The organism is Rhizobium laguerreae (genome assembly GCF_002008165.1).
Lineage (GTDB): Bacteria > Pseudomonadota > Alphaproteobacteria > Rhizobiales > Rhizobiaceae > Rhizobium > Rhizobium laguerreae.
Window position 1 is genome coordinate 580,652 of record NZ_MRDM01000010.1, and the last position, 21,216, is coordinate 601,867.

Below are 21,216 nucleotides of genomic sequence, written 5' to 3' on the forward strand. Positions count from 1 at the left end.
GGGCTATTTTGGATGGGCTATGCATTGTGTATTTCCTCCACGCTCGGCCGCACATCCGGGTGAGCGGCATCCGTTCTCAGTTGGATCTCCTCCGGATCGGAAATCCATCGTGGTTTGAAGAAGATCGTGCGCAGGGCGGTCCCGCCCCGGCCTGCACCGGAGGCGGCGTAGCGCTCTTCGAACAGCTGAAGGCGGCCGCTGCCCCAGGCGAGTGCCTCGGTCGCATCCTTTCCGCGCATGATGGTGGCAGCCCCCGGCAACGCGACGAGCGCAAGAAGCACGGTCGCCATCGCCGGACGGTAGAAACGCGGGGCCGCCGCAACAGTATTTTCCTTCGAATGACGCCCGACGATGACCAACAACAGCGCGCAGTAGATTGCCGCGTTCAGGATGGTAAAGAAGTAACCACCCTTGGAGGCGCCGGCATCGCCGATTGCCAGGGCAGGCAACACCGCCATGAGCGCCAGCACAGCGTAGGGCGCCAGGACACGCACCGGCAGCAGATCGACTTCGGACCGGCCTTTCGGCGTGACGCGGAAATCGACGAAGGAGCCTGTCACAAAATCGTGCACCGCAGCCAGCGTGCCGGCGAGCGCCCAGGGCCAGCGCGCGAAGAGAAAGAGCATGCATTCCCAGCTCAGGATCTTGGCGTCGTAGGGGCGGAACGAGCTACTGGCGCGCCAGCGATAAGCCATCACCACGAGAGCGATAGAAAGCGGTGCGAAATGGGCCAGGAAATCGGGGTAGGTCACCGTCACGAAGTTCTGGCCGCGCACGAGCGCGATGATCGGCAACGTAAACATGAGCAACATAAAGAACGCAAAAAGCGGATACCAGAGTTGCGAAAAGAGGAACTGAAACTTGAGCCGGGGCGGCAGCCGGCCGACGAGGCTCGGCGAGTACCGCAACAGCACCATGACCAGGCTGCGCGACCACTGGAATTCCTGCGTCACGAGATCGCTGAAGGTTCTGGGGCCGTCACCATGGGCGATGGCATCCAGCGCATGCACACCCCGCCAGCCGCCGGCATTCATCATCAATGTCGTCGAATGGTCTTCAGCCAACTCCGGACCGAGGCCGCCGATCTGTTTGAGGGCGACGGTACGTACCGCGTAATGCGACCCTATGCACATCGGCGCCAGGCCGCCATTGTAACCGGCTTGGAGCGAGCCATGCATGCTGGCCTCGGCATAGAGCCTTCCACGTGCCGACCAGCTTTCGGAAGCGTTCTTGTCGCAAATGCTGGGGGCCGAGACATAGCCGACCTTTGGATCGGCGAACGGACGCAGCATGTGGAAGAGATAGTCGGGCGCGGGAACATGATCTGCATCGAGTTGCGCCACGAAATCGTAGCGGCTGTAGCCGTAGTGGTCGTAGAAGAAGGCGAGGTTGCCTTCCTTGCACCGCGTGCGTCGGGGCCACGACGTCCGATGATAATCGGATCGCCCCTTGCGGGTCGAGACGAAGACCCCGTGCCCGGAGCACCAGTCGAGAGTCTCGGGGGAAGGGTCTTCGTCGGCAAGCCAGGTGTCGTGTTCCACCTCCTGGGCAAGCATTGCCAGCAGGGTTTCACGGACGACCGAGAAGGGTTCCGCCGGCGCCTTGGTCACGACCATGGCCACTCGACTGCCCGCCGGCAGGCGCAAGGGACCGTTCGGTCTTGCCGCCCGATACAAGACGACGATGAAATAGGCCGGCAGAGCGGTAACCCAGGCAAGAACGAGGCTCACCGTAATTGTGCCGAAAGCATCGACGTGATGGCGCGGCTCCAGCCACCAGATCCAGAAATAGGCGAAGGCGCAGACCCATACGGCCGCCGAGAACAGATATTCGGCCCGCCGATGTCCGGTCAGAACCGGGACAAGAAGCGGCTCGTAGGAGGGTTCCGGAGCATGCATCGCTTGGGTGATCGCAGGTTGGGTCACGCGCGCGCCTCCAGTCCGAAGAACGGAGCCGCCGTCCGCACGATGGTTTCGAGGTCGGAATATCGAGGCTGGAAGCAGAGCGTCTCGCGGGCCAGGCTGGCGTCGGCGTAGAGGCTGGGCGGATCGCCCGGCCGGCGTGGATGGATGACGACCGGGACTTCGCACCCGGTCGTTTCCTGAATCACGCGCAGGACTTCCCTGATGGAAAACCCCCGCCCGGTGCCGAGGTTGACAGCGAGGTTTGCTCCGCCTTTGGCGAGATGGGTGAAGGCCTGAACATGGGCGCGCGCGAGATCTGCGACATGAATATAGTCCCTTATACAGGTGCCGTCAGGGGTATCGTAATCATCGCCGAATATCTCCAGGTGCGGAATCCGGCCGGCCGCGGCCAGCAGCGCCCGCGGAATGAGATGGGTTTCCGGAACGTGCCATTCGCCAAGCTCGCCGTCCGGATCGGCTCCACAGGCATTGAAATAACGCAGGGCAACGTACCGCAGGCCGTAGGCCGCCGCATAATCGGCGAGCATATGCTCGAAGATCAGCTTGGTCTTGCCGTAGGGATTGATCGGAGCCTTCGGCAACGTCTCATCGATCGGCAGCACGGAGGGAACGCCGTAGACGGCACAACTCGATGAGAAGATGACGTTCTGAAGCCCCGTCTGCCGGCAGGCATCGATAAGCGACAATGCACCGCAGACATTGTTGTTGTAATATTTCGCTGGGTTTTCCACGGACTCGCCGACGTAGGCCGAGGCGGCAAAGTGGATGACGGCATCGGGAGCATATTTCTCGATGACCTCGATCAGGCATGACGAGTCGAGGACGTCACCTTCGACGAAAGGGCCCCAGCGCACGGACGAACGGTTTCCGGTCGTGAGATTGTCGTAGACGACAGGCTCAATCCCCTCCGAGCGGAGGAGCTTGGCGGTGTGGCTACCGATATAGCCGGCACCGCCCGTGACCAGGACCCGGGGCGCATCCATCAGACCGCCTCCAGTTCGCGTGCCGGACGGGCGAGAAGGCCATCGAAATAGTCGATCGTCTGACGCAGGCCGCTCGACAAGTCGATCTTCGGCCGCCAGTCGAGTTCCTGCATGGCAAGCGAAATATCGGGGCGACGCTGACGGGGATCGTCAACCGGCAGAGCGCGATGGATGATTTGCGACCGGGAACCGGTCAATCCGATCACCTGCTCGGCCAGCTCCCGGATCGTGAATTCGCTCGGATTGCCGAGATTGACAGGCCCCGTCAGCGACGACGGTGAGGCCATCATGCGGACCATGCCGCCGATGAGATCATCGACGAAACAGAACGAGCGGGTCTGGGAACCGTCGCCATATATCGTGATGTCTTGCCCCGTCAGGGCCTGAACGATGAAATTCGAGACGACGCGGCCGTCGTCCGGACGCATCCGCGGGCCGTAGGTGTTGAAGATGCGGATGATCTTGATCTCGACGCCGTGCGTGTTGTGGAAGTCGAAGAACAGCGTCTCGGCGCACCGCTTGCCCTCGTCATAGCAGGAGCGCGGCCCGAACGAATTGACGTTGCCCCAGTAGCTTTCGACCTGCGGGTGGACGTTCGGGTCGCCGTAGACTTCGGAGGTGGATGCCTGAAGGATACGTGCGCCGGTGCGCGCGGCCAGCTCCAGAAGGTTGAGGGAGCCCAGCACGCAGGTCTTTGTCGTATGGATCGGATCGGCCTGATAATGCGGGGGCGATGCCGGGCAGGCGAGGTTATAGATCTCGTCGACTTCCAGATCGAGCGGGTGGACGATATCGTGGGCGACGACATTGAAGCGATCGACTCGCTTCAGATGGACGATATTGCGCCGCATGCCGGTGGAAAAATTGTCGAGGCAGATCACCTGGTGTCCGGCGGCCAGAAGCGTCTCGCAGAGATGCGATCCGAGGAAACCTGCGCCGCCGGTGACAAGAACTCTCTTGGGAGCGCGATGTATTCCGGATGGACAATTTGCATCACGAGCCGAAGCTTGTACAGAGCGCGCACGAATCTTACCAAGATAGTTCACGACTACCTCCCGTGTTTTCAGATTTTGCTGTGGGATATTCGATATTTACTTCGACATATCGCGAAACCAAGTCGTTCGATCATGCGAATATTTTGTTCGTCCGGTTTTTCTTTTGGAAAGAACCAATGTTTATTTAGATACAGCTAAGAAAGGCAATTGTCGTTATCCTCACGTCCTGGAAATTATCGCTCCGTACATTTCAGAGCGAAAAGGAATATGATAAACAACTTATGGAGGAGACTCTTCGGGCACTTCCGCTTTTTCAGACGGAGTTCTGCGGAGATTTCAGCCGCAAAAACAATTGCTTTTCTCAATTTCCATGGCTCGGGTCGGGTTATGCGCTGGAGGAATTGGATGGCTACAGGGTCTGAATCCGACGATGATCCTGCCGCGGAACAGGAACGGCCGGCGCATATGGAGCGGCGGCGCTGGCCGCGTGAACCGGCCATGCGCAAGGAACGCCCACCCCATGCCTCCCCTGCACTCGAGCCGCTGCGATTCTCGACGCAGGACCTGCCACCGGCAGAACAATTCCAGGCCTGGCGGGCACATATGGCGCCGCTCGTGGATGTTCATCTGCCGGAGGGAAAATCACCCGAAGACGGATTCCTCGCGGAGCAGACCGGCTGGCAGCTCGGCGATATCCTGATCGTCCAGCAGCGCGCGCATGCCCATAGATATGTCCGCGATCAGGCCATGCTTCGATCGAGCCCCATCGACCATTGGAACGTCGGCCTGCAGCGCAGCGGCCAAGCCTGGACCGAGGTCAACCGTCGTGTCACCGAGACCGCTGCCGGCGAGATATTTTTCATGTCTCTCGGCAGCCCCTATCGCGGACGGACGACCGATACCGAAGCTTTGCTCGTGTTCCTGCCGTATGAGCTGCTGGCTCGCGATGCGAGCCTTCTCCAGAGCGCAGGCAACACGGTTCTTTCGGGCAGCCATGCCGAGTTGCTCACGGGCTATCTCACGGGCCTCGAAACGAACCTCGGGAATCTGACGATAGAGGAAGTGCCCCGGATCATCCAAACCATCGGCGATATGGTCGTTGCGGGCGCCGCATCGTCCACAAGGACTGATACCGGTCAAAACCAGGCCAACATGGGACTGATGGAGCGGGCGCACCGCTACATTCACGTCAATCTCCATTCGGAAAACTTGACACCGGACGTGATGTGCCGCGCGTTGGGGATTTCGCGTACGCGGCTTTACCAACTGTTTGAGGCGAGCGGAGGCGTGCTCAATTATATTCGCAAGCGGCGATTGCTGCAGGCCTATGCGGATCTCAGCAATTCGGCCGACCACAGGCCGATTTCAGAAATCGCAGAAGCCGCCGGTTTCGAGGTCGCCGCCAATTTTACGCGCGCCTTCATCCACGAATTCGGGCTGAGCCCGCGTGAAATCCGAAGGACGGTGGCAACCCAACAGCGGCCGGCTCCGGCCATCCGCTCGACGCGGCGTTACGGAAAAACGATCGGTGATTGGCTGGCCCTGACGGGTTGATCCGGCTCGGGCTGAAATCCAGACTCGAATCCGTTATGCGGCGGTCGACGCGCTTGCCGAAGACACCGCGGACTTGATCCAGACCCATGGCCTCTAAACCGCCTGTTGCAGTCTATGATGCCTGCTCCTCTCTTTTTCATCTTCGCAATGTGCAATGATTGATGCAGCTTTATGCTGAACAAACCGGTTCGCGTCAGATGCGATCTGAGGGCCTCCGTTCGCAATTGAGCGCATATTTCCCTTCACCCGCTCCATCTCCCGCAAACCATGCCGACTAAGCCTAGTCTCCAAAGAACCGGATCGGCTTGTATTGCCGATGCGCGATGATCAGGCTGCGGTCGGGCTGGATGATGTAGGTTTCCTCCACCTGCCGGCCGTATTGGTCGGTGAAATCATGCGGAAAGGCGGAGCCGGGGGGTGATTTAGTGAGTTTGGTGCGCGGCTGGCCACTATAGGTGATGCTGCCGGGGATGGGTTCGAGACCCGGTCCGCTGTAGCTGACGGTGTTGCATCCCGCCAGAACGAGCGTGCCGACGAGGCCGATGATTGCAGCTTTCATGTCCATCCCTCCCAATGCTTGAATAATATCACTCTACGCCTCACCGGCTAGAGTTCACGACACGAATGCCCATGCCGCTCTTCAATCCTTCGGGAAGCGTCGCCGGGGGCGCCGTGATCGAGCGGCCGGACGCGACATCCACCCGTTGATATTAGGGTGAGTATCCTGTTTCTCCAGCCGCGATGACGCGTCATTGCCGAAACCGGTGCCCTCTGCTAGATCGGCATCGTCGAAAAAGGCAGGATCGGTTGAGGTAAGCCCGATCCCTTCCGCTGGAGCGTTAAGCGCTCTGGCGAAGCTATGCTCCGTGCCATGGCACGAGAACCCGCGACGTGATCCGCATGAAGATGCGGGATCCCGGCGGCGTGCGGAGACGGCAAAAAGGCAGTCCCGGGATTTTTTCGAACGGAGACTGTCATGCACTTGAACCATCTCGATTTCCACGTACCCGATATTGTTGCCACGGCGGATTTCTTCATCCGCCATTTCGGCCTGAAGCTTAAGGATATGCGCGGCCATAACGGCCTGGCGATCTTGGAAGACGATACCGGCCTCGAAATCGTCCTCAGCCACGCAATCGCAAAATTCGGCACCGCCGATCAGGTGGAGATGGGGCGCCAGACCTATCACATCGGCTTCATCCTGCCCGAAAGGACGGATGTCGATACGGTCCATGCCGGGCTTGCGGCTGCCGGTGCTGATCTGTCTGGCCCGCCGGGCGCGATGCGCGGCGGCTGGCTGTTTTATTGCACGGCGCCTGGAAACATCCTCATCGAGATCGGCTGGCGGCCGGGTTAGACGATACCCAAAAAAGGAAAGGGCGGCCGCAGCCGCCCTTTCCAATGCTTGTTTTGACAGGCTCAGAATTCCGTCCAGTCGGGATCCTGGCTTGACGATGTGCTGCTGCCGGCGCCGAAGGCGTGGGCGATTTTCTGGCCGAGCGCGCGGGCCGGCGAGGCGGCCGGGCGGGCGGTGCCTTCGCGGGCGACGCGGACCGGAGCTGCCCTGGCTGCCGGGCGGGCGGCAGCGCGTGGTGCTGCTGTGGCCATTGGCGCACTGGCGGTGAAGCCGCCGGTGCCCGTCAGCCTGAATTGGCCGAGCAGGTTGTTGAGCGCTGCCGCTTCGGTGGCGAGGTTATGGCTGGCGGCGGTGGATTCCTCGACCATCGCTGCATTCTGCTGCGTGCCCTGATCCATGGTGTTGACGGCGGTGTTGATCTCCTGCAGGCCGATCGACTGTTCGCGGGAGGCTTCGGCGATTGCGTGGACGTGCTGGTTGATCTCCTGCACCTCCTGGACGATCGCGTCGAGCGCCTTGCCGGTTTCGCCGACCAGCGAGACGCCGGTCTGCACATGCGAGCCGGAGGTGCTGATCAGCGCCTTGATCTCCTTGGCGGCCTTCGCCGAGCGCTGGGCGAGTTCGCGCACTTCTTGCGCGACGACGGCAAAGCCCTTGCCGGCATCGCCGGCGCGGGCGGCTTCGACGCCTGCATTCAGCGCCAAAAGATTGGTCTGGAAGGCGATGTCGTCGATGACGCCGATGATGTTGGAGATTTCGCCCGAGGACTTCTCGATCTGCTGCATGGCGGAGACGGCCTTGCGGACGACCTCGCCGGATTTTTCGGCGCCGAGGCGGGTACGGGCAACGAGCTGGCTCGCCTCCTCGGCCCGCTTGGCGGCATCGCGCACTGTCGTGGTGATCTCCTCCAGCGCTGCTGCCGTTTGTTCGACGGAGGCCGATTGCTGTTCCGTCCGCTGGGAAAGCTGGTCCGCGGAGGAACGAATCTCGTTGGCGCCTGCGCCGATCGCCCGGGCATTGGCGCCGACCGTATGCAGGGTTTCGTTGAGCTTCTCCACCGAGTTGTTGAAATCCTCACGCAGCGCATCGAGATGCGCGACGAAGGGCTCGGCGATATGCGAGGCGAGATCGCCGGCGGCAAGGCGGCGCAGGCCGTCGCCGAGTGCGGTGACGGCGCGGTCGAGTTCGGATGCTTCGCGGGCCTTCTGCGCCTCACGGTCGCGGCGCTCGCTGTCGCTGACGTCGCGGTCTGCTTCGGCACGCGCTTCGATCCGGGCGCGCTCGATCGCATTGTCGCGGAAGACCGAAACGGCCTTTGCCATCTGGCCGACTTCGTCGCCGCGGTCGAGGCCGCTGACATCGCTTGTCGTATCGCCCTCGGCAAGCCGCGTCATGCGCTGGCGCAGCTGCATCATCGGGCCGGCGATGCCTATCTGGGCCACGACCACGCTGAAGCCGACGGCAGCGAGAACGGCGATGCCGATCAGAACGAGACAGAAGACGATCCGTTCGTTGACGGAAGCCGAGAGCGCGTCGCCGCCATCGTTGAGCATCGCCATCATCGCATCATTGTTGGCGATCATCTTCGGCGTCAGTGCATCGAGCTTGGCATTGATCAGGGCAACATTTGCCTGGGCGCCGGCGCCGTCCTTGGCTTTGCTCTGTTCGATGATCTTGTTCGCCAGCGTTTCGATCTCATCGATGCCCGCCTGGATTTCATCGATCGCCGGCTTGCGGCTGGGCACCAGCGCCAGCGCCTGCTTCATCCGGTCGCGCGCCTGCGGCAGCTTGCTCGGTGTGGCGAGCGCCGTCTGGAATTCGGACGTATCGGGCTTCATGTCGGCAATCAGGCTTACCTGCAGCACCGAGGCGACCGCCGATGCGCTGGCGCGCGCGCTCAGCATCGAGGCCTGCGCCTCATGATCGATGAAGGCGCTGTAGGCGGCGTCCGCACGGCGGAACTCGGAAATGACGTAGATCAACCCCGCCATCGTGATCAGCCCGAGCAGCGCTACGACCGATATGATTTTTGTGCGGATTTTCAGATGTTTCAGCATGGAAATGTCACCCGATTGACGGGGCGTGCTCGCGCGCCCGGTGCTTTTGAAATCAATTGCTGCAGAAAAAGCGCTGCTTCAATATCGCGGTTTAGGGATTACGTTTGGGCTGACGCTTGCATCATGCGATCGGCTGGCGGGGTCCGATGTCGTCGCAACAAATAAGAGGCGATATTCTTTAATTCCGCGCTAACACGAGGCGGCGGTTGGCTATGATTTTTAGGGGCTGAGAGGTTGCATTTTAACCGAGCGCGTATGAGAGGCACCGAGGATCAAGTCTCGGAGCGCCGGCATTCATATTCCCCGCCACGCGTGACTCTGATACATCTTGCCGACGCCGCACGCTTCGCGCTTAACCCAGAGACCACGATCACGATGATGCAATCCAAGCTGGCATCCCTGACTCTGAAGGGTTTTTTCACGCTCGGCCTGTTTTTCGGCGCGCTGCTTTCAAGTTTTGCCGCGTCGGCCCAGCAGGCTGCACCTTCGCTGCCGCTGCTCTTCGATGCGCGCGAACGCCTTGCGAGGCCCGATCTCTCCTCTCTGGTCCGCCTGCGCTTCCTGACCTCGGTCGATTTCCCGCCCTTCAATTTCAGCGATCAGAACGGCAAGCTTTCCGGTTTCAATGTCGACCTCGCCCGCGAAATCTGCAGTGAGTTGGAGATTTCAGACAAGTGCCAGATCCAGGCGCTCCCCTTTACCGACCTCAGGGATGCGCTCGCCGCCTCACAGGGCGATGCCATCATCGCCGGTCTTGCCGTGACCCCGGAGCTGCGCCGGCAATTCGTCTTCTCCAGACCTTATCTGATGCTGCCGGCGCGCTTCGTGCGCAATCTCGCCGTGCCGCTTGACGGAAAGACCGCTGCCGCGCTTTCCAGCCATCCGGTCGGCGTCGTCAGGGGGACGGTGCATGAGGCGATGCTGGCCGCCTTCTTCCCCACGCTCAAGGCCGAGCCGTTCGATACGAAGGACGCTCTGCTTGCGGCGCTCAAGGACCGCAAGGTCGATGCCGCCTTTGCCGATGCGCTGCAGCTTTCCTTCTGGGTCTCTTCGCCGGCCTCGGCCAAATGCTGCGCGCTGTTCGACGGCCCCTATCTCTCCGAGCATTTCCTCGGCGAGGGCATGACGATCATGCTGCGGCAGAAGGACAGCGTGCTGACGGCAGCCATCGACCACGCGCTCGCCACGCTGTCGCGCAACGGCCGCCTCCAGGAAATCTATCTGCGTTATTTCCCCTACGGGCTTTATTGAAGCCGCAGTCCAAATTGCTCGCCTTCAGCCCCTGCGGAAGCGCGCAATCGCACTGCGCTCGATCGCCGCGCAGGTGAGCTTGTCGAGGCCGAGCCGATCGCGCAGCAGGCTGAGCAGCCGCAACTCCTCCGCCTTGACCGAGAGATCGGCGGATGCCACCTCGACGGCCAGCGCATAGGCCGTGTCGTAGAGCTTTGCGGGCAGGGTATCGCGCACGGTTTCGAGGACGACGTCGAGGCCTTCCGGCCCGGCCAGCAGCGCGGCGCAGTCGCGCGCCACCGAAATCAGCTTGTCGTCATCGAAGTCCCGGAAAACCGGCAGGAATCCGATCAATTGGCCGATCCTTGTCATCTCCCTGTCGTTCATCGTGCTGTCGACGGCGGATGCCATCACCATCACGTAGATCAGCGCATCATGGGCGGAAAGCGGCTTGTTCATCTCTGATTCCTTTTTCGGTCAGCCCAGATTAGGAATTGGCGACAGCCATTACAAGGGATCGGCCCGATCCGGGCTGTCCGACCACTGTCGTGGCTGCCGGTTTAATTGCGGCGCGGGTCATCGCCGTAGAGGCCTTTTCCCGCCTGCCTGGCCTTTTCGGCGGCGGATGTAAGCGGCGACCCCGCCGTCGGTTCCGCCCAGCCGTTTTCGGCAAGCCATGAGCCGAGATCCTCCGTGCCCAGCCGGCAGGCAGTCGTTACGGTTTCCTTCCATTCCACCGTCTCGAGATCGCAGCTGACGCTGCGGTTGCGCAACAGCAGGCGCAGCGCCGTCTTCGCCATCATGCCGCAGGGCCATTGCCGGCCCGCCGGCCCGCATATCCTGTCGACCGGCGTCGGCACGATGCCGGCAAGCTGAAGCCGGCGCTTGCCGAAAGAAAGAATGCCGGCATTGTCGGCCATCGGCCGCGCCAGGTCCACCGCCTTTTTCGCAGCCGGACTTGGCGTTGCCCCGGCCGGAGTCTCCGCTTGTTGCGGTGCATCGGCCGGTTTGGGTGCCCCGCCGTCGCCCGGGTCGGGGGAGGGGGGAGCCGCCGGAGAGGGCGGAGCCTTTGGCTCCACTGAGCGAGCGATCATTTCGGCACGGTCGTCCGAGATTGTCGCACGTTCGCCGGCTTCGGGAGCAGCATCCGCCGCTGCCGTCGCCGTCTCCTCTGCGGACATCGTCTCTTCGCCGGCCATGCCGCCGCCAAGCCTTGCTTGGCCTGCCAGCAGCAGGCCGGCCACCACCGCCATCCCCGTGATACCTGTGATGAAGGCGGCAGGGCGCATGGAATATCTTCCTATTGGCTGGCCCAGATGATCCGGGCGATCCAGTCGACGTCGGAAAGCTCGAGAGTGCGGTTGGGATGTTCGGGATTGAGCGACATCAGCTCGATCGATCGCGTGCTCTGGCGCAGCAGCACCTTGGCCATCACCTCGCCCTCATTTGTGCGCACGACGACGCGGTCGTTGCGGCGCACCTGTGCGCCGGGCTCGACGATCAGCACGTCGCCGTCGCGATAGAGCGGCATCATACTCTCGCCCTGCACCTCCAGCGCATAGACGCCGGCCTTCTGTGCCGGGGCCGCCGGAAATTCCACCACGTCCCAGCCTTGGCCGGCCGGAAAGCCGCCATCGTCGAAGAAACCACCGGCGCCCGCCTGGGCGAAGCCGAGCAGGGGGATGGAGCCGCCTTGCTGGGGAAACGCGCTTTCCTGCGGCGCGGCCAGCTGTTTGGAAAGATCGGCATCCCGCCGCATGAAGGCCAAAAACTCCTCCATGCTTGCCCCTGTGGCGTCGAGCACTTTGGCGATCGATTCCGTCGAGGGCCAGCGCAGCCGCCCGTCGGCGGAAAGCCGTTTCGATTTGTTGAACGAGGTCGGGTCGAGGCCGGCGCGCCGCGCAAGACCGGAGGGCGTCAGCTCGTGCCGTTCGGCAAGCCTGTCGAGCGCTTCCCAGATCTGGTCGTGTGACAGCATGCGCGCGATTCCGTCGCGGCTTATTTCAACGCCGCGCTTCAACCCGGCGGAATATTAATCGAGCGTGCCGTCTGAGTAAAGATGGAAGAGGAATAAAATCCTGTTTCCAAAGGGAAATGTATCGCTCAGGCGACCATCGCCATATTGATCTTGCCGAGCTGGATGACGGCCTGCGTCCGGCTGTCGACGTCGAGTTTCAGCAGGATCGCCGACACATGCGCCTTGATCGTCGCCTCGGAAACGCCGAGTTCGTAGGCGATCTGTTTGTTCAGCAACCCTTCGCCGAGCATGGTCAGCACCCGGCTCTGCTGCGGCGTCAGCGTATGCAGGCGGTGGATCAGGTCGGCGACGTCGGGATCCTGCTCCTGCCCGTCGCGATAGCTTTCCGGCGTGGCGATGTCGCCGGCAAGCACCGTCTGGATGCTGCGGCGGATGTCCTCGATGCCGGCGGATTTCGAAATGAAGCCGGAAGCGCCGAGTTCCAGCGCCCGGCGGATGGTCGTCGCATCGTCGGTCGCCGAGACAATAACGATCGGCAGGCTTGCGAATTCGGAGCGCAACGCCATCAGGCCGGAAAAGCCGCTGACGCCGGGCATGGCGAGATCGAGCAGCATCAGGTCGGCATCCGCATGGGCGCCAGCTGCCCGGCGCGCGGCAGCGAAATCCCCGGCTTCGACGATCGACTGCCGGCCTTCCATGCCGATCACCGCCTGGCGCAGCGCGTCACGGAAAAGCGGATGATCGTCCGCAATGATAATGGTCTGTTCCTGCATCGAAAACTCCCTCCCAAGAGCCCGATCATGCCCTGCATGCGACGCCAGCCCTCCGCGTTGCATGCCGGCTTGCTCATGCTGACTATATCAGATCAAGTCTTCTGCGGAAGGGGATTGGTGTTTTCCTCGGCCTGGAACTCCTTCACCATCCCCATGAAACTCTTCATCATCCGCTCCATGATGCTGATCGAACGGTCGACCTCGGCATCGCTCGGCAGCGCACGCTGGATAACGCCGCCTTGTTCGAGCGCCGTCACCCGCTTCGCCAGCCGGTCGAGTTCGTCCTCATAGGCCGCCCGCTCGTCGGCCGCCATCCGGCAGACGAGGGCGCCATCCTTGTCCTGGCAGATCGACATCGCGCCGGTCTGCCGGTCGAGCCGGACGAAATGGTCGCCGCTCTTCTCCAGCTGAAAGCGGCTTGCATCCGCTTCGGCCGCCGCGGCCGCCAACGGCATCAGAAAAATGCCAAGCGTGATAACGAATGCCTTCATCGTTTCATCCTCCGGATTTTCTGGAGCATGATGCCGAAAAGTGTGCGCGGTTTTCGGACGACATCATGCTCCAATTCTGTTCCAGCTGTCCCGTTTTTCGGCGCCGGGGCGTGGACATCGCCGTCTCTTTCCGGCAAAGCCTCGTGACCAAGGAACAGCCTATCGTGAGGCCATGATGACCCTGACACCGACCCTTTACAAGATCGTGACGGAAACGCTCTGGCAGCAAGCCAGACAAACCGGCACTTTTCATGGCGCCGGCATCGATCTCAAGGACGGCTTTATCCATTTCTCGACGGCGGACCAGGTAAAGCAGACCGCCGCGCTGCATTTTGCCGGCCAGTCCGGCCTGCTGCTGATTGCCGTCGATAGCAGCCGCTTCGCCGACAAGCTGGTCTTCGAGCCCTCGCGCGGCGGCGATCTTTTCCCGCATCTTTACGCCGATCTGCCGCTTGCGGCCGTGCTCTGGGAGGTGCTGCTGCCGCTTGACGAAGCCGGCGCCCATATCTTCCCGGAGCTCGCGCCATGATCGATCCCTTCAAGCGTCTCGCCCGCAAGGGTCTCTTCCTGTTCGATCCGGAAACCGCGCACGGCATGTCCATCGCCGCCTTGAAATCCGGCCTTGTGCCCACCTGCCAGCTGACGCCTGATCCGCGCCTGCGCCAGACCGTTGCCGGCCTAACCTTCGAAAATCCGCTCGGCATGGCCGCCGGCTACGACAAGAATGCCGAGGTGCCGGAGGCGCTCCTGAAGCTCGGTTTCGGCTTTACCGAGATCGGCACGGTGACACCGAAGCCGCAATCGGGCAATCCGCGCCCGCGCATCTTCCGCCTGGTGGAGGATGAAGCCGTCATCAACCGTCTCGGCTTCAACAATGAAGGCCATGATGCCGCCTTCGGGCGCCTCACCGCGTTGAGGGGCGGCGGCATGGTCGGCGTCAATATCGGCGCCAACAAGGACAGCGAGGATCGCATCGCCGATTACGCCGCCGGCATCCGCCGCTTCTATTCCGTCGCGCGCTATTTCACCGCTAACATCTCCTCGCCGAACACGCCCGGTCTGCGCGATCTGCAGGGGCGCGAAAGCCTTGCGGTGCTGCTGTCATCAGTGCTTGCGGCACGCGACGAGATGGCGGGGACATCCGGCCGGAAGATCCCGGTCTTTCTGAAGATCGCGCCTGATCTGACCGAGGAAGGCATGGACGATATCGCCGCGGAAGCGCTCTCGCATGCGCTCGACGGGCTGATCGTCTCCAACACCACGCTGTCGCGCAACGGCCTTAAGGATCAGCGCCAGGCGAAGGAGGCGGGCGGTCTCTCCGGCGTGCCGCTCTTCGAAAAGTCGACGGCCGTGCTCGCCAGGATGCGCAAGCGCGTCGGCCCTGATCTGCCGATCATCGGCGTCGGAGGCGTGTCCTCGGCCGAGACCGCGCTGGAGAAGATCAGGGCGGGTGCCGATCTCGTCCAGCTCTATTCTTGCATGGTCTATGAGGGGCCAGGCCTGGCCGGCGATATCGTCCGCGGCCTGTCGAAACTCCTGGACCGCGAAAAGGCCGGCTCGATCCGCGACCTGCGCGATACCAGACTGGATTATTGGGCGGCGCGAAAGGTCTGATCGGCCCGCGGCTTGACGAGCATCGCCATGAAGAAACCGCGGAAGAGCAGGAAGGCGTTCATCGCCAGCCAGAGACCGTGATTGCCGAAGAGCGGCACGAAGGCCGCGAGCATCAGGAGATAGCCTGCAAAAGAGATCAGCATCCGGTTACGCATGTCGGCCGACCATGTGGCACCGATGAAGACCCCGTCCATCAGGAAGGCGAGTGCGCCGGTCAGGCCCGTCACCGCCGCCCAGGGCAGATAAATCTCTGCCGCCTGCCGCACCTCGGGTGAGGTCGTCAGCACCGAGATCAGCCAGGTGCCGGCGAGGAAGAAGAAGGCCGAGCCGATCGCCGCCAGCCCGAAGGACCACAAGATCGTCAGCTTCATCCCGCGGTCGAAGGCCGGCCGGTAATGCGCGCCGATCGCCCGGCCGGCGATCTGTTCGGCGGCATTGGCAAGCCCGTCGAGATAATAGCCGGACAGCAGAAAGAAATTCATCAGCACGGCATTGGCGGCAAGCGTCACCGCGCCGAAGCTGGTGCCGATCCGCGTCATGACGGTATAGGCGCCGAGCAGCACGAAGGTACGGATCAGGATGTCGCGGTTGAGGGCGAAAAGCTCGGCCAGCCGGTGCCGGGAAAAGACCTCCGCCCATTGAGGCCGCTCGGCCTTGTTAAAGCCGCTGAGTACGATGAAAAGTCCGGCAAGCGCGCCGACGGTTTCGCCAGCCATTGTGCCCCAGGCGACCCCGGCTACGCCCCAGCCGAGCGTCAGGCCGAGATAGATGGAGAGCACGATGTTGATGCCGTTGATGATTGCCTGCAGCAGCAGCCCGATACTGCCCTGGCCGCGCCCGAGCACGAAACCGAGGATGGCGTAATTCGCCAGTGCCGCCGGTGCTGCCAGGATGCGGATCGAAAAATAGGTGCTGGTCGCCTCTGCAATCGGCCCATGCGCGCCCATCAGCCTCAGCCCGGCGGTGATCAGCAGGGGCGAAAGGCAGAGCAGCGCCAGACCGCAGCCGAGCGCCGAAATCATCGCCCGGGAAAAGACCGCCTGCTGCTCGTGCTGGTCCCGCCGGCCATAGGCCTGCGCCGTCAGCCCTGTCGTCGAGGCGCGTAGGAAGTTGAAACTGCCCATGATGAGATCGAAGAGCATGGCGCCGATCGCCAGTCCCGCAAGCGCTTCCGGGTCGCCCATATGACCGACGACGGCAGTGTTCGTCAGCCCGAGCAGCGGCGTCGTCAGAAAGCCGAGCATCATCGGAATGGCAATCGACAGCACCATCAGGTGCGTCACGTCGAATGCCAGCGCATTGTCGTTGGTTCTGCTATCCATGCCTGCCTCGCCGCTTCGGCGCCGCGCGTTTTCTCAAACGCCCAAAGGACGCCGTACACTTTGAACTGCTGCAGGCGGAATCACCTCAGCTGGAAAGCACCATGGCCCAATAGGGCAGGTTCCTGGAAGATGTATTATGGGCGACGGCAACGCCAAGGCCGCCATAACGTCCCAGCATGTTTTCCAGGTGATGCGGCGAGTTGATCCAGGCCGTCACCACGGCATCGACGCTCTGCTGGCCCGACGCGATGTTTTCCGCCGCCGGCAGCCGAACGCCGCTCGCCTTGACGCGCGCGCCGAAACTGTCGGTTATACCCATCAGATGCGCCATCTTGCCGGCGCTGGCCATGCGTTTTGCCTGGAAAAGAGCGGCAGTGCTCGCCGCCGGATCGACGGCAAGCGGCGGCAGGCCGTTTTTGGCCCTGAGCTGGTTGACGAGCGGCAGCACGCTCGCCGTCTCGTCCTCGCCGTTTGACGGCGTGCCGGCCATCCGCGGGGTCGTGGTGCAGCCGGCGATGCCGGCGGCGAGCGCAAGTCCGGAAAGGCGCAGCAGGCCGCGCCTGGAAAGATCGATGGATGTCATGTTACCGGCGGTAGCTGAAAAGACGAAGGATGATGAAGAGCGGGATGACGATCGTCGCGCCGAGGATCAGATAGTCGCCGACGCGCCCAAGCGCTGAGAAGCCCCGGTACCAGATCTCCAGGATGAAATCGCGTATGCCGTAGATGATGCCCCACGGCGTCAGGCCGAAAACGGTCATGACGAAACCGACGATCAGCGACACCACGATAAGCTTTATCAATGTGCGGCCGATTGAATCGCCGAGGAACCTGTTCGCCTGATCGGACATAAGCCATCTCCTGTTTGCCCTTGGAATAAGGTCGCGGCGCGGCGCCTGCAAGCCCTTTCCGGAATTGGCCGCTCCGCCTCTGAAATAGGACTTGAGTTTTTTTGTGGCCGCCGCCAAATGCGGGCGAACCAAGGTCAACTTATGCAGCCCCACCAGCTTTCCTCAGGCGACGTTATCGCCGACCGCCGCGCCGATTATGCCAGGATGCTCGAAGAAGGCGGCGAGCCGGAAGCGGCTGCCGAACTGATGGAACAGGCTCTCGAGCTCGTGCCTGCCTGGGCCGCCGGCTGGTATCGCCTTGCCACCTATCTGGAAAAGGCGGGCAGGGGCGAGGCCGCGATCGAGGCCTATCGCAGGACGCTTGCCCTCGATCCCGAGGACATTTTCGGCGCCGCCCTCAAGCTCGCCCTTCTCGGCGACGCAGCCACGCCTGACCTGCCGCCGAGCCGCTATGTCGAGCGCCTCTTCGACGACTATGCCGACCGTTTCGAATCAGCGCTTGTCGAAAAGCTCGACTACAGCGTCCCGCAGAAACTGGCAGCGCTCATCGCCTCCACCCGCAGGCGCTACGAACGGGCCGTCGATCTCGGCTGCGGCACCGGCCTGCTCGGCCCTGAAATCCGCGGCCGTGTCGGCCGCCTCGAGGGCTTCGATCTCTCGCAGAACATGCTGGCTAAGGCCGCCGAGAAACATGTCTATGACAGTCTCGCCCAGGCCGATCTCTCGCTCGCACCCGATCTCTCCGGCCTCTTTGCCAATGCAGCGCGCCATCGCGCCGACCTGGTGACGGCAGCCGATGTGCTGATGTATCTCGGCAATCTCGAGAGCGTCTTTGCCATCGTCGGAGAACTCGCGACATCAGGCGCCGATATCGCCTTTTCCGTCGAGGATGCGGGGGAGGGCGAGGGCTTCCATCTCGCCCCGTCGCTGCGTTACGCCCACTCGGAAACCTATGTCAGCGTGCTTTTTGCCCGTCACGGGCTGGAGATCCTGAAGACCGTCAAGTCGGTCATTCGCAAAGATGGCGGAAAACCGGTTTCCGGCATTCTGTTCCTTACGCGCAAGCTCGTGTGAGCGAACATTTCTTGCGATGTTCTAATAGGTCAGTACTACTTACCTATTTCGCTTGATCGGAACATCGAAAAGCCCGATACTACATCGCATCGGCAGAGCGCCCGGCAATATCACGCCGAGGCGCTCGGGCTCCTTTCATGATCCAAATTCCGCCGCGCCGGGTTTTTCCAAGCGCGTTCTTGAACTCGTCTGCCGTGGAGACTGGCGACATGACACAGCTCATCAATGCCCTTGGCTTTTGGAATACGACTGCGACGCGCCACACCCCGATCGAAGACGTGCAGGGCATATTCTCGGGCAGCCTCGTTGCCGCACTCGGCCTCTATGTGCTCGCCAGCGCCGGCCTTCTCACCGGCAGCACGGCCGGCGTGGCCTTCCTCCTGCATTATGCCTTCGGCGCCAATTTCGGTCTCGCCTTCTTCCTGCTCAACCTGCCGTTCTTCTATCTCTCCTGGAAGCGACTCGGCATGGCCTTCACCATCAAGACCTTCATCGCCATCGGCCTGACCTCGGTGCTTGCCGATGTGCAGTCGCGCTTTTTGTCCATTTCAAGCATTCATCCGGCCTGGGCGGCACTTCTCGGCGGCCTGCTGCTCGGCTTCGGCCTGCTGGCCCTCTATCGCCACCGCGCCAGCCTCGGCGGCGTCGGCATCCTCGGCATCTACCTGCAGGAGCGTTTCGGCATCCGCGCCGGCCTCGTCCAACTCGCCATCGACATGTGCGTGCTCGCCGCCGCCTTCTTCGTCACCACGCCGCCTGTCGTCTTCTATTCGGTGCTCGGCGCCGTCGTCCTCAACCTCTTCGTCGCCATCAATCACCGGGCCGACCGTTACATCGCGCTCTAACATTACCAATCCGTAAGCCATTCTAAATAAAACGTAACTTGCCTGTGATCGGTCTCGGCGCCAAACTCATCTCGCGCCGGATTTGATGAGGTGAACTATGTCAGATTTGGAAAAACTTGTGAGACGCCGTATGCAGGAAGAATACGCCAAGGGCGCTTCCGCAGAAGAAATTGCGAAAGTCGTCCGCGACCTGTTCAACAGCGTCGACATCTCGGGCAATCGGTTTGACGCCGTTGCCGTACTGGCCACCAGGGATCGCGAGTGACCCGATATTCGACCGACCCGAGATTTTCGGGTCGGTTGCCAGGATGAATTCCCTGCAAAAGCAGATTTCGATCACGCCGCCTTTTGCGCCGCATCAATCGGATGTTGCGAGCGGAAGCCGACGGCAAGCCGGTTCCAGATGTTGATGGCGCCGATTGCCACCGTGATCTTGGTCATTTCTTCCTCGGAAAAATGCGCCTTCAGCGTCTCGTAGTCGGCATCCGGCGCGCCTGTTTTGGCGATATTGGTCACTGAATCCACCCAGCCGAGCAGCGCCCGTTCGCGGGCGTCATAGACCGGGGATTCCCGCCAGACGCACATCAGGTTGATCCATTGTTCGGAGAGCCCATCATGGCGCGCTTCCTTCACATGCATGTCGACGCAATAGGCGCAGCCGTTGATCTGCGAGGCGCGCAGCTTGATCAGGTGGATGAAGCGGCGCTCCAGCCCGGAGGACTGGACATATTGCTCGAGCGCGGCGACTGCCTTGTAGGCGTCGGGAGCGGCTTTGGCGAAATTGAAGCGTGGTTGCATGCTCTTTCTCCTTTGTTGTGGCTCAACGAGCCGTCTTGCGTTCATGGATTTCAAGAAAGGCGCAGCCTCTGGCTGCGATCGATCCGTCGTCGACGGCGGCAAGTTCGATGCCGATATCGGCCAGGCTCGTCTTGGCGAGTTCGGCGCGATAGATCCGTTCCGCTTTCAGCATCGCCGCGTTGATGGTGCAGGGCTGGGCGAACAAGCGATCGGAGACCGGGTTCGGGCCGCGCTGGCGGATTTCGGCGCAGCGGAACGCTGGTTGAGACCCCTCGACCGCGAGCACGATGTCGAGCAGTGAAATCTCCTTCGGCGCTTTTGCCAGGCGATATCCGCCCTTCGGCCCCGGTACGGTATCCAGGATGCCGGCGCCCGACAGCGCCTGCAGATGCTTCAGCAGATAGCTCGTCGAAACGCCGTGGAATTCCGCCAGCGCGGCGGCCGAAAGCACGCCGCCTTCGGAGAGGCCGGAAAGCATCGCAACGCTGTGAATGGCCTGCTCGACCCCATCGCCCATCTTCATGCACCTGGCCTCCTCAATTCGTGGATAAAAAATATCCACGATTATGCCTGATGTCAAGAGGCGGGCTTGCTGCTTGCTACTTGCCTTTATCCTGACCCCGGATAGAAGACGGAAACGCCGACAGGGGAACAACATGGCATCCAACGCTTTCGCAGGCCTTCTGAATTCCAGCGCCGATCGTCACTCGCTCTTCGACGACGCCCAGGGCATCGTCGCCGGCAGCATGCTCGCCGTGCTCGGCGTAACGCTTCTCTCCGGCGCGGGGCTGCTTGCCGGCGGCAGGGCGGGACTTGCCTTCCTCGCCCATTATGCGACGGGCTTCAGCTTCGGCCTCTGCTTCTTTGCCGTGAACCTGCCGTTCTATTATCTCGCCTTCCGCCGCTTGGGCGCCGCCTTTACCGTCAAGACCTTCGCCGCCATCGCGCTGACCTCGGTCCTGTCCGAATTCGTCTCGGACTTCATCAGCATGGCGCATGTCGATCCCATCGCCGGTGCGCTCTTCGGCGGCCTCGTCATCGGCGCCGGCATGCTGGCGCTCTTCCGCCACCGCGCCAGCCTCGGCGGCATCGGCATTCTCGCCCTCTATATCCAGGATCGCTTCGGCTGGCGCGCCGGCTTCGTCCAGCTCGGCTTCGACGGCATCATCCTGGCGCTCTCCTTCTTCGTCGCCAGCCCCTTCATCATCGCCTGCTCCGTGCTTGGTGCGATCGTTCTCAACCTGACGATTGCCATCAACCACCGCAAGGACCGCTATATCGCCATGTGAATTGCTAAAGCGCGTCGCGATCTTTCAGATTCGCTCATCGCGCTTTAGGTCTTTGTTTTTACGCATGTCGTTATCGCAAA

General features: G+C 62.0%; 24 protein-coding genes. 9 read left to right on the forward strand and 15 right to left on the reverse strand.

Annotated features, from left to right (window positions below; genetic code table 11):
- Nucleotides 1–17: 17 nt before the first annotated feature.
- From BS630_RS11380 to BS630_RS11390, 3 genes are read right to left on the reverse strand one after another with little or no spacing between them, the layout of a single operon-like run.
- Nucleotides 18–1,925, reverse strand: a complete 1,908-nt coding sequence (locus BS630_RS11380; RefSeq protein ID WP_077977484.1) for a glycosyltransferase family 2 protein — start codon at nt 1,923–1,925, stop codon at nt 18–20.
- Entirely contained in the window at nt 1,922–2,908 is a 987-nt protein-coding gene (gene galE, locus BS630_RS11385; RefSeq protein ID WP_077977485.1) for a UDP-glucose 4-epimerase GalE, read from the reverse strand. The genes BS630_RS11380 and galE overlap by 4 nt, the downstream gene beginning before the upstream one ends.
- Complete coding sequence (locus tag BS630_RS11390; RefSeq protein WP_077977486.1) at nt 2,908–3,954, reverse strand: UDP-glucuronic acid decarboxylase family protein; 1,047 nt, start codon at nt 3,952–3,954, stop codon at nt 2,908–2,910. Before BS630_RS11390 ends, galE begins: the two co-directional genes overlap by 1 nt.
- 354 nt (nt 3,955–4,308) lie before the next feature.
- Here BS630_RS11390 and BS630_RS11395 point away from each other — a divergent pair, with 354 nt between their 5' ends.
- Nucleotides 4,309–5,457, forward strand: a complete 1,149-nt coding sequence (locus BS630_RS11395) for a helix-turn-helix domain-containing protein (protein WP_077977487.1) — start codon at nt 4,309–4,311, stop codon at nt 5,455–5,457.
- Nucleotides 5,458–5,737: 280 nt separating this feature from the next.
- Here the strand turns inward: BS630_RS11395 and BS630_RS11400 are convergent, their stop codons facing one another.
- A complete protein-coding gene (locus tag BS630_RS11400) occupies nt 5,738–6,016 on the reverse strand; it encodes a hypothetical protein (RefSeq protein ID WP_077977720.1) in 279 nt (92 codons plus the stop codon).
- Nucleotides 6,017–6,433: 417 nt separating this feature from the next.
- Between BS630_RS11400 and BS630_RS11405 the strand changes: the two genes are divergently transcribed.
- Entirely contained in the window at nt 6,434–6,814 is a 381-nt protein-coding gene (locus BS630_RS11405; RefSeq protein ID WP_077977488.1) for a VOC family protein, read from the forward strand.
- A gap of 62 nt (nt 6,815–6,876) precedes the next feature.
- Here the strand turns inward: BS630_RS11405 and BS630_RS11410 are convergent, their stop codons facing one another.
- Nucleotides 6,877–8,871, reverse strand: coding sequence for a methyl-accepting chemotaxis protein (locus BS630_RS11410; RefSeq protein WP_077977489.1), 1,995 nt, complete (start codon nt 8,869–8,871; stop codon nt 6,877–6,879).
- 375 nt (nt 8,872–9,246) lie between these two features.
- Between BS630_RS11410 and BS630_RS11415 the strand changes: the two genes are divergently transcribed.
- On the forward strand, nt 9,247–10,122 hold the full coding sequence (locus BS630_RS11415) for a transporter substrate-binding domain-containing protein (protein ID WP_077977721.1): 876 nt from the start codon (nt 9,247–9,249) through the stop codon (nt 10,120–10,122).
- 24 nt (nt 10,123–10,146) lie between these two features.
- Here BS630_RS11415 and BS630_RS11420 read toward each other — a convergent pair whose 3' ends face one another.
- The 5 genes from BS630_RS11420 to BS630_RS11440 form a co-directional block, all read right to left on the reverse strand.
- The gene (locus BS630_RS11420) at nt 10,147–10,560 is read right to left on the reverse strand and encodes a tellurite resistance TerB family protein (protein ID WP_020048350.1); all 414 of its coding nucleotides are present in this window, start codon (nt 10,558–10,560) and stop codon (nt 10,147–10,149) included.
- 101 nt (nt 10,561–10,661) lie between these two features.
- Nucleotides 10,662–11,390 carry a thermonuclease family protein gene (locus BS630_RS11425; protein WP_077977490.1) on the reverse strand — a complete coding sequence of 243 codons (729 nt, stop codon included), beginning with the start codon at nt 11,388–11,390 and terminating at the stop codon, nt 10,662–10,664.
- Nucleotides 11,391–11,401: 11 nt separating this feature from the next.
- On the reverse strand, nt 11,402–12,079 hold the full coding sequence (locus tag BS630_RS11430; RefSeq protein ID WP_077977491.1) for a LexA family transcriptional regulator: 678 nt from the start codon (nt 12,077–12,079) through the stop codon (nt 11,402–11,404).
- Between the two features lie 125 nt (nt 12,080–12,204).
- On the reverse strand, nt 12,205–12,852 hold the full coding sequence (locus BS630_RS11435) for a response regulator (protein WP_025393052.1): 648 nt from the start codon (nt 12,850–12,852) through the stop codon (nt 12,205–12,207).
- A 92-nt stretch (nt 12,853–12,944) separates the two neighbouring features.
- Nucleotides 12,945–13,343: a hypothetical protein gene (locus BS630_RS11440; RefSeq protein ID WP_077977492.1), complete on the reverse strand. Its 399-nt coding sequence runs from the start codon at nt 13,341–13,343 to the stop codon at nt 12,945–12,947.
- A 175-nt stretch (nt 13,344–13,518) separates the two neighbouring features.
- Here BS630_RS11440 and BS630_RS11445 point away from each other — a divergent pair, with 175 nt between their 5' ends.
- On the forward strand, nt 13,519–13,872 hold the full coding sequence (locus BS630_RS11445) for a DUF952 domain-containing protein (protein ID WP_077977722.1): 354 nt from the start codon (nt 13,519–13,521) through the stop codon (nt 13,870–13,872).
- A complete protein-coding gene (locus tag BS630_RS11450) occupies nt 13,869–14,957 on the forward strand; it encodes a quinone-dependent dihydroorotate dehydrogenase (RefSeq protein ID WP_077977493.1) in 1,089 nt (362 codons plus the stop codon). The genes BS630_RS11445 and BS630_RS11450 overlap by 4 nt, the downstream gene beginning before the upstream one ends.
- Here the strand turns inward: BS630_RS11450 and BS630_RS11455 are convergent.
- The 3 genes from BS630_RS11455 to BS630_RS11465 form a co-directional block, all read right to left on the reverse strand.
- Nucleotides 14,933–16,279, reverse strand: a complete 1,347-nt coding sequence (locus BS630_RS11455; RefSeq protein ID WP_077977494.1) for an MATE family efflux transporter — start codon at nt 16,277–16,279, stop codon at nt 14,933–14,935. The two genes, BS630_RS11450 and BS630_RS11455, sit on opposite strands and share 25 nt — an antisense overlap.
- A gap of 85 nt (nt 16,280–16,364) precedes the next feature.
- Nucleotides 16,365–16,862: a CAP domain-containing protein gene (locus BS630_RS11460; RefSeq protein WP_025393057.1), complete on the reverse strand. Its 498-nt coding sequence runs from the start codon at nt 16,860–16,862 to the stop codon at nt 16,365–16,367.
- Nucleotide 16,863: 1 nt separating this feature from the next.
- On the reverse strand, nt 16,864–17,130 hold the full coding sequence (locus BS630_RS11465; RefSeq protein ID WP_026154422.1) for a DUF6460 domain-containing protein: 267 nt from the start codon (nt 17,128–17,130) through the stop codon (nt 16,864–16,866).
- Between the two features lie 141 nt (nt 17,131–17,271).
- Here BS630_RS11465 and BS630_RS11470 point away from each other — a divergent pair, with 141 nt between their 5' ends.
- The 3 genes from BS630_RS11470 to BS630_RS36985 all read left to right on the forward strand — a co-directional run bounded on the left by BS630_RS11470 (nt 17,272) and on the right by BS630_RS36985 (nt 19,314).
- Entirely contained in the window at nt 17,272–18,204 is a 933-nt protein-coding gene (locus tag BS630_RS11470; protein WP_077977723.1) for a class I SAM-dependent DNA methyltransferase, read from the forward strand.
- A gap of 209 nt (nt 18,205–18,413) precedes the next feature.
- A complete protein-coding gene (locus BS630_RS11475; RefSeq protein WP_065282120.1) occupies nt 18,414–19,049 on the forward strand; it encodes a YitT family protein in 636 nt (211 codons plus the stop codon).
- 97 nt (nt 19,050–19,146) lie between these two features.
- Nucleotides 19,147–19,314 (forward strand): hypothetical protein, encoded by a 168-nt coding sequence (locus BS630_RS36985; protein WP_158081401.1) that lies wholly within the window; start codon nt 19,147–19,149, stop codon nt 19,312–19,314.
- A gap of 71 nt (nt 19,315–19,385) precedes the next feature.
- On the opposite strand, the gene BS630_RS11480 is transcribed toward BS630_RS36985, so the two are convergent.
- Nucleotides 19,386–19,847: a carboxymuconolactone decarboxylase family protein gene (locus BS630_RS11480; protein ID WP_027666287.1), complete on the reverse strand. Its 462-nt coding sequence runs from the start codon at nt 19,845–19,847 to the stop codon at nt 19,386–19,388.
- A 22-nt stretch (nt 19,848–19,869) separates the two neighbouring features.
- Nucleotides 19,870–20,370 (reverse strand): RrF2 family transcriptional regulator, encoded by a 501-nt coding sequence (locus BS630_RS11485; protein WP_077977495.1) that lies wholly within the window; start codon nt 20,368–20,370, stop codon nt 19,870–19,872.
- 133 nt (nt 20,371–20,503) lie between these two features.
- On the opposite strand from BS630_RS11485, the gene BS630_RS11490 reads away from it, so the two are divergent.
- Nucleotides 20,504–21,136, forward strand: a complete 633-nt coding sequence (locus BS630_RS11490) for a YitT family protein (protein WP_077977496.1) — start codon at nt 20,504–20,506, stop codon at nt 21,134–21,136.
- Nucleotides 21,137–21,216 lie beyond the last annotated feature (80 nt).

What these genes read in the sequence shown, in the direction of transcription:
- BS630_RS11490 (WP_077977496.1), top strand. Translation starts at nt 20,504, where the DNA reads ATGGCATCCAACGCTTTCGCAGGCCTTCTGAATTCCAGCGCCGATCGT.
- galE (WP_077977485.1), bottom strand. Translation starts at nt 2,908, where the DNA reads ATGGATGCGCCCCGGGTCCTGGTCACGGGCGGTGCCGGCTATATCGGT.
- BS630_RS11460 (WP_025393057.1), bottom strand. Translation starts at nt 16,862, where the DNA reads ATGACATCCATCGATCTTTCCAGGCGCGGCCTGCTGCGCCTTTCCGGA.
- BS630_RS11445 (WP_077977722.1), top strand. Translation starts at nt 13,519, where the DNA reads ATGACCCTGACACCGACCCTTTACAAGATCGTGACGGAAACGCTCTGG.
- BS630_RS11450 (WP_077977493.1), top strand. Translation starts at nt 13,869, where the DNA reads ATGATCGATCCCTTCAAGCGTCTCGCCCGCAAGGGTCTCTTCCTGTTC.
- BS630_RS11480 (WP_027666287.1), bottom strand. Translation starts at nt 19,847, where the DNA reads ATGCAACCACGCTTCAATTTCGCCAAAGCCGCTCCCGACGCCTACAAG.
- BS630_RS11465 (WP_026154422.1), bottom strand. Translation starts at nt 17,130, where the DNA reads ATGTCCGATCAGGCGAACAGGTTCCTCGGCGATTCAATCGGCCGCACA.
- BS630_RS11455 (WP_077977494.1), bottom strand. Translation starts at nt 16,279, where the DNA reads ATGGATAGCAGAACCAACGACAATGCGCTGGCATTCGACGTGACGCAC.
- BS630_RS11435 (WP_025393052.1), bottom strand. Translation starts at nt 12,852, where the DNA reads ATGCAGGAACAGACCATTATCATTGCGGACGATCATCCGCTTTTCCGT.
- BS630_RS11400 (WP_077977720.1), bottom strand. Translation starts at nt 6,016, where the DNA reads ATGAAAGCTGCAATCATCGGCCTCGTCGGCACGCTCGTTCTGGCGGGA.
- BS630_RS11405 (WP_077977488.1), top strand. Translation starts at nt 6,434, where the DNA reads ATGCACTTGAACCATCTCGATTTCCACGTACCCGATATTGTTGCCACG.
- BS630_RS11430 (WP_077977491.1), bottom strand. Translation starts at nt 12,079, where the DNA reads ATGCTGTCACACGACCAGATCTGGGAAGCGCTCGACAGGCTTGCCGAA.
- BS630_RS11410 (WP_077977489.1), bottom strand. Translation starts at nt 8,871, where the DNA reads ATGCTGAAACATCTGAAAATCCGCACAAAAATCATATCGGTCGTAGCG.
- BS630_RS11470 (WP_077977723.1), top strand. Translation starts at nt 17,272, where the DNA reads ATGCAGCCCCACCAGCTTTCCTCAGGCGACGTTATCGCCGACCGCCGC.
- BS630_RS11425 (WP_077977490.1), bottom strand. Translation starts at nt 11,390, where the DNA reads ATGCGCCCTGCCGCCTTCATCACAGGTATCACGGGGATGGCGGTGGTG.
- BS630_RS11395 (WP_077977487.1), top strand. Translation starts at nt 4,309, where the DNA reads ATGGCTACAGGGTCTGAATCCGACGATGATCCTGCCGCGGAACAGGAA.
- BS630_RS36985 (WP_158081401.1), top strand. Translation starts at nt 19,147, where the DNA reads ATGTCAGATTTGGAAAAACTTGTGAGACGCCGTATGCAGGAAGAATAC.
- BS630_RS11475 (WP_065282120.1), top strand. Translation starts at nt 18,414, where the DNA reads ATGACACAGCTCATCAATGCCCTTGGCTTTTGGAATACGACTGCGACG.
- BS630_RS11415 (WP_077977721.1), top strand. Translation starts at nt 9,247, where the DNA reads ATGATGCAATCCAAGCTGGCATCCCTGACTCTGAAGGGTTTTTTCACG.
- BS630_RS11440 (WP_077977492.1), bottom strand. Translation starts at nt 13,343, where the DNA reads ATGAAGGCATTCGTTATCACGCTTGGCATTTTTCTGATGCCGTTGGCG.
- BS630_RS11420 (WP_020048350.1), bottom strand. Translation starts at nt 10,560, where the DNA reads ATGAACAAGCCGCTTTCCGCCCATGATGCGCTGATCTACGTGATGGTG.
- BS630_RS11485 (WP_077977495.1), bottom strand. Translation starts at nt 20,370, where the DNA reads ATGAAGATGGGCGATGGGGTCGAGCAGGCCATTCACAGCGTTGCGATG.